This window comes from Streptomyces sp. SID5910, assembly GCF_009862125.1.
In the GTDB taxonomy this organism is placed as follows: domain Bacteria; phylum Actinomycetota; class Actinomycetes; order Streptomycetales; family Streptomycetaceae; genus Streptomyces.
The window spans coordinates 1-5,497 of the sequence record NZ_WWHX01000542.1; the positions used below are offsets into that span (position 1 = coordinate 1).

Below are 5,497 nucleotides of genomic sequence, written 5' to 3' on the forward strand. Positions count from 1 at the left end.
CGGGGTGCCGCTGCGCCCACCCGTGCCGCCCAGCGGCACGATTGCCCGCAGCTGGGGGCGAATCAGTAGGTCGAGTCCAGGGCCCTGGTCAGGTGGTCCAGGCGGGCTCGTAGGTCCTGGATCTCCTTGAGGTTCAGGCCCGTTGCCGTGGCGATGCGGCGGGGGACCTCCGCGGCCTGCTCGCGCAGGGCGAGACCCTCCTCCGTCGGGCGGACCGTCACCGACCGTTCGTCCTGTGCGCTGCGCTCCCGGTGGACCAGGCCGGCGGTCTCCAGGCGCTTGAGCAGTGGTGACAGCGTGCCCGAGTCGAGCCGCAGGTGCTCGCCGAGCTTCTTGACCGGCAGTTCGCCGTGCTCCCACAGGACCAGCATCACCAGGTACTGCGGGTACGTGAGCCCCAGCTCCTTGAGCAGCACGCGGTACACGCCGCCGAAGGCGCGCGAGGCGGCGTTCAGGGAGAAGCAGATCTGCTGGTCGAGGCGGAGCCAGTCCGTCGCGGGCGAGGGCGGTGGCGTGGTCATGGGTCCAGGGTAGCTGCGGCGACATTCAGTTGTGCGCAATTTAGTTGTGTGCTTCACTTCAGGGGTCGGAATGCTTCAGCTCCCAGAGGGACGGTTTCTCATGGACGCGCTCTACACCGCCGCCGCCACCGCGACCCACGGCCGTGACGGACGTGCCGTCAGCTCCGACGGCAAGCTGGACCTCGCCCTCAGCGCCCCCGTCGAGATGGGCGGCGACGGGCAGGGCACCAACCCGGAGCAGTTGTTCGCCGCCGGGTACGCCGCCTGTTTCGGCAGCGCCCTCGGTCTCGTCGGCCGGCAGGCCAAGGTCGACGTCACCGACGCCGCGGTGACCGCCGAGGTCGGCATCGGCAAGCAGGGCCAGGGCTTCGGGCTCGCCGTCACCCTCCGCGTCGAGCTGCCCGAGGGCGTGGACGAGGAGACCGGCCGCAAGCTGGTCGAGCAGGCCCACCAGGTCTGCCCCTACTCCAACGCCACCCGCGGCAACATCCCGGTCGAGCTCGTCGTCGAGTAAGGCGAGTAAGCCCAGTAAGGCGAGCCGCTCACCCGACCCGTGCCAGCACCTCCCCCGTCCGCTCGCTCCACGCCCGCACCACCGCCTCCTCGGGCACCGGGTGCCAGCGCGTCAGCAGCAGCCAGCGGACGTGGTAGCGGCGGACGACGGTGGAGCGCAGGGCGCGGGTCGAGCCGGGGGCGAGATACGCCTTCACGTCGGCCACGCGCCGCCGGCGCTCCCGCTCGTCCAGCGAGGGGTCCGGCCAGGCGGGCGCCGCGAGGTTCGGCCCGTACCCGGCGAGGGCGTGACCGGCGTAGTAGCCGTCGGTGATCACCACCTCGCCGGGGGCGATGTGCCGGGCCGCCCAGTCGTACGTCGGCCAGTCGGGCGGCTGCTCGAAGCCGACCGGGTCCAGCGGGCGCGGCACCACCGCCCCCGCCTGGACCGTGAGGAACCCCAGCAGGGCCCCCGCGGCGACCACCGTGCCCAGCAGCCGCCGCCACCTCCCCCAGGGCCGGGGTGCCGCCAGCTCGATCGCCGCGGCGAACTGGAGCGGCACCAGCGTGAGCCCGAGGATCCTGCCGTAGGTGTAGTGGCCGCTCAGCCAGCCGTACGCCACCACGGCGCAGTCCAGCGCGAACATCAGCACCAGCGGGTCCCGCGCCGAGCGGCGCCCGCGCAGCCACAGCGCCGGCAGCCCGAGCAGCGCCAGCCAGAACTGGCCGGGCAGGTCCAGGTAGAGGACCCGGTGCATGCCGTCCACGCTGTCGTCGCCGGCCAGCGCGAGGACGTCGAAGTACGGCCAGCAGACCGCCGACAGCAGCGCCACCGCGCCCGTCAGCGCCCACCGCCCGACGACCGCGCCGTGGCGGCCCCGCTGCCATCCGGCCACCAGCGCCACGCCGCCCAGCGCCGCCGCCACCGAGGTGATCGGGTGGATCAGCAGGATCAGCCCGTACAGGGCGCCAAGGCCGGCGTACCCGCCGAAGCCGTGCAGGCCGCTGGGCCCGACGTAGCGCACCCGGTACGTGTCGCGGGCCAGCGTGCCCGTGAGTGCCCACGCCCAGAAGGTGAGGCCGATGGCGAACGCCGACGGGTAGCCGAGGTTGCCGGTCATCGACATCAGCCCGAGGTAGCCGCTCCACCAGGCCCGCTCGGTGCCCCACAGCAGCGTCATCGCGCCCAGCGCCAGCACGGGCGCCCACGGCCGGGGGCTCAGCACCCGCACGAAGCGGCCCAGGCCGGTCAGCAGCACCAGCAGGTTCAGCGGCCCGGCGAGCCGCACCACCTCCCAGCCGTTCAGCCCGGCGAACCGGGCGAACAGGCCCTCCGCCACCGCGTACGGCGAGTAGTAGGCGCTGCCGGCGCCCGGCAGGTCGGCCATCGGGTGGCGGGGGTGGAGGAGGTCGGCCTTCAGGCGTTCCACCACCGCCGCGTGCTGGCCGGCGTCGCAGCACAGTGGCACCCGCCAGTACGCCAGCGTCATCGCCAGGAAGAACACGAAGCCGGCGAACTGGTACGGGGTGGGACGCCAGGAGCGGCCGCCGCGCAGCGCCGTCGCGCCGCGCACGGTCCGCCGGACGAGGACGCCGGCGCTCACGGGAGGACAAGGAAGGGGGACATCCGGGACATTTGCCGTATGTTCCCGCCGACGTCAACGGCATGACGTCACTTCACCTCAACGGGTGAGGGCCGGATTCAGCTGACCGCGCGCTCCCGGTCGGCGTGCCCCTGTGCGGGAAGGGCCACCCGGCCCCGCAGCACCGGCTCCAGCAGCAGCGGGACGCCCACCACCGGCAGCAGCCAGGCCAGCACGATCAGCCGCTCGCCCCAGATGTTGATGTCCGGGTGCGCGGCCTGGGTGAGGACGCCGGTGAACGCGGCCGCGACCACGAAGACGCCGACCGCGCGCCCGCGCCGCAGCGCGCCCCACGCCCCGGCGCCCAGGGCCGCGACGAACAGCGGCTCCCACGCCTGCCGGCGCAGCCACTCCACCCAGAAGTTGCCCTGGAGCTGCCAGAACTCCGGCCACGGATCCTCCCGGTCCGGCCGCGCGAAGTGGCCGGTGAGCAGGTCCTGGAGGCTGTCGGCCTCCGACGGGTAGTGCAGCAGCCGGGCCAGCACCATCGTGACGAGCGCCCCGGCCAGGCCCACCGCAGCGAGCGCCGGCACGCCCCGGCCCGGGGGACGGCCCTGTCGGCGCCGCCGCAGGGCGATCGCCGCGCCGGCCGCCGCCAGGCACACCCCGAGGAACAGCGCCTGGGAGTGCTTGACGGCGAACAGCGCGAGCAGCGACCCGGCGACCAGGGTGAGCCCCGCCCGCTCGCGCCCCGCCCGCAGCACCAGCGCACAGCCCCACACCGCCGCCAGCGTCAGCGCCATCAGCAGCCCCTCGGTCATCGGGCGCATGGCGGTCGTGCCGCTCGGCAGCACGTAGTACAGGGCCTGCCCGGTCAGCGCGAGCGGCACCGGCACGGACAGCGCCCGCAGCACCAGGAAGGCGAGGACACCGCCCGCGCAGGCGATGACCACGCTCGCCGCCCACAGCCCCCACGTCGCCCCGAGCGCGGTGACGAACGGCACCAGGAACACCGGATAGCCGGGCCGCACCTCGAAGATCCGCATGAAGCGCTCGGGCATGTACGGCACGGTGTGCCCGCCGGTCTGCCCGGCCGCCAGCCGCGGCTCCACCGTCCCCCACTCCCGGGCGCGGCAGTCCGCCGCGACCCGGTCGGAGGGGTCGGCGCGGTGGAAGCGGACCACGTCCACGCTCTGGTCGCGCCGGGCCACCGACGCCCGGCTCTCGCACACGTAGTCGATGGTGGCCGAGGCCGCCCCGCGCTTGCTCTCGCCGGACAGGCTCAGGGCGTACGCCAGGTAGTTCTTGGTGTCGGGAGTGTCCCGGCCGGTGACGTTCGCGAGCTGGAGCACGGCGAACAGCGCGGCCAGGACCAGCACCCAGGTGCGCGGCCTCACGAGAAGGTCAGCTGGTCGCGGCCGGCGGCGGGCACGGCACGGGCCGCGGGGACGGTGACCGCCGGATCCGGCGTCGGCATCGCCTCCCCGAGCATCAGCGTCCGCACGACCCGCTCGGCGGCCCGCCCGTCGTCGTACGCGCCGAACCGCGCCCGGAACCCGGACCGCAGCCGCGCCGACTCCTCGTCCCGCCACGCCCCCGACTCCAGCAGCCACGCCAGCTCCCGGTAGGAGCGGGACACATGGCCCGGCGCGTCGGCGGTGATGTCGAAGTAGGCGCCGCGGCTCGCCGCGTAGGCGCCCCAGTCGTCGGCGTGGACGACGATCGGCCGGTCCAGGAGCGCGTAGTCGAACATCAGGGCCGAGTAGTCGGTGATCAGCAGGTCGGAGGCGAGCATCACGTCCTCCACATGCGGCTCGTCCGTCGCGTCGACGACCACGCCCCGCCGGTGCAGCTCGGACAGGCCCATGCCGCGGGCGTGGCCGGTGGCGAGCGAGGGGTGCAGCCGGACCACCAGGGTGTGGTCCTCGCCCAGGTCGGCGGCGAGGCGGGCCAGGTCGATCCGGTCGACGTGCCCGCCGCGCCGGTAGTCGCGGCGGGTCGGCGCGTACAGCACCACCGTGTGGCCCTCGGGCACACCGAGCCGCTCACGGACCCGGCGGCCGTGCTCGGGGCCGGCGTTCACCAGGACGTCGTTGCGCGGGCTGCCGGTCCGCACGGACGTGAAGTGGCACGGGTACGCCCGCTCCCACACCAGCTCCGAGTGCCGGTTGGCGACCAGGCTGTAGTCCCAGCGGTCGGCGCGGCGCAGCATCTGCGGCACGTCCACGCCGTGCCGGGCACCCGGCTTGGCCAGCAGGTCGGCGCCCATGAACTTCAGCGGCGTGCCCTGGTGGGTGTGGATGTGGACGCTGCCGGGGCGCTTGGCCAGCGAGCCGGGCCAGTTGACGTTGTTGACGAAGTACGTGGCCCGCTCGGTCACCCGGCGGTAGGCCGAACTGCCCAGCAGGACGTGCTCCGTGCCCGGCGGCAGCAGCCGTGCGTCCTCCTCGTCGCGCACCACCCACACCCCGCGCAGCCGCGGCGCGATCTCGCGGGCCTTGTGGTAGACCGCCGCGGGGTCGCCGAGCACGCCCCGGTGGGAGAACGCCGAGTACAGGGCGAGGTCCGGGTCCAGGGGGCGGCGGGCGTTCACCGCGGAGCGCACCCGGCCGAGGCGTCCGGCGGCGGCGCCGCCCGCCTGCCGGGTGCGCCGCACCAGTTCGCGGCCCGCCCGGCCCGACTGCCGCCGCAGCCGGTACGCCGGCCAGCCCCGCTCCAGCACCCGCAGCCCGGCCGGGACCTGGACGCCCTCCGGCTTGCGGTCGCGGAACATCTCGGCGGTGCGGCGGAAGAACTCGGCCTTGTCGGACGGGGGCAGCCGGTCCGGCTTCGACAGGATGTCCAGGCAGTGCTCGCCCATCTTGGCGTGCAGGAACGGCCGCCAGCCGGCCAGCTCCGGCC

5 protein-coding genes are annotated in these 5,497 nt (G+C 74.5%); 1 reads left to right on the forward strand and 4 read right to left on the reverse strand.

The annotated features are described in order from the left end of the window. Positions 1 to 62: 62 nt before the first annotated feature. Complete coding sequence (locus tag GTW67_RS18920) at positions 63 to 521, reverse strand: MarR family winged helix-turn-helix transcriptional regulator (protein ID WP_161166001.1); 459 nt, start codon at positions 519 to 521, stop codon at positions 63 to 65. Positions 522 to 621: 100 nt separating this feature from the next. Between GTW67_RS18920 and GTW67_RS18925 the strand changes: the two genes are divergently transcribed. Further along, positions 622 to 1,035: an organic hydroperoxide resistance protein gene (locus GTW67_RS18925; protein ID WP_161166002.1), complete on the forward strand. Its 414-nt coding sequence runs from the start codon at positions 622 to 624 to the stop codon at positions 1,033 to 1,035. A 28-nt stretch (positions 1,036 to 1,063) separates the two neighbouring features. Here GTW67_RS18925 and GTW67_RS18930 read toward each other — a convergent pair whose 3' ends face one another. The 3 genes from GTW67_RS18930 to GTW67_RS18940 form a co-directional block, all read right to left on the reverse strand. Then, positions 1,064 to 2,617 carry a hypothetical protein gene (locus GTW67_RS18930; protein ID WP_161166003.1) on the reverse strand — a complete coding sequence of 518 codons (1,554 nt, stop codon included), beginning with the start codon at positions 2,615 to 2,617 and terminating at the stop codon, positions 1,064 to 1,066. A gap of 98 nt (positions 2,618 to 2,715) precedes the next feature. Next, positions 2,716 to 3,993 (reverse strand): hypothetical protein, encoded by a 1,278-nt coding sequence (locus GTW67_RS18935; protein WP_161166004.1) that lies wholly within the window; start codon positions 3,991 to 3,993, stop codon positions 2,716 to 2,718. Continuing rightward, a partial coding sequence (locus GTW67_RS18940) for a CDP-glycerol glycerophosphotransferase family protein (RefSeq protein WP_161166005.1) occupies positions 3,990 to 5,497 on the reverse strand: 1,508 nt, incomplete at its 5' end. The genes GTW67_RS18935 and GTW67_RS18940, both read right to left, overlap by 4 nt.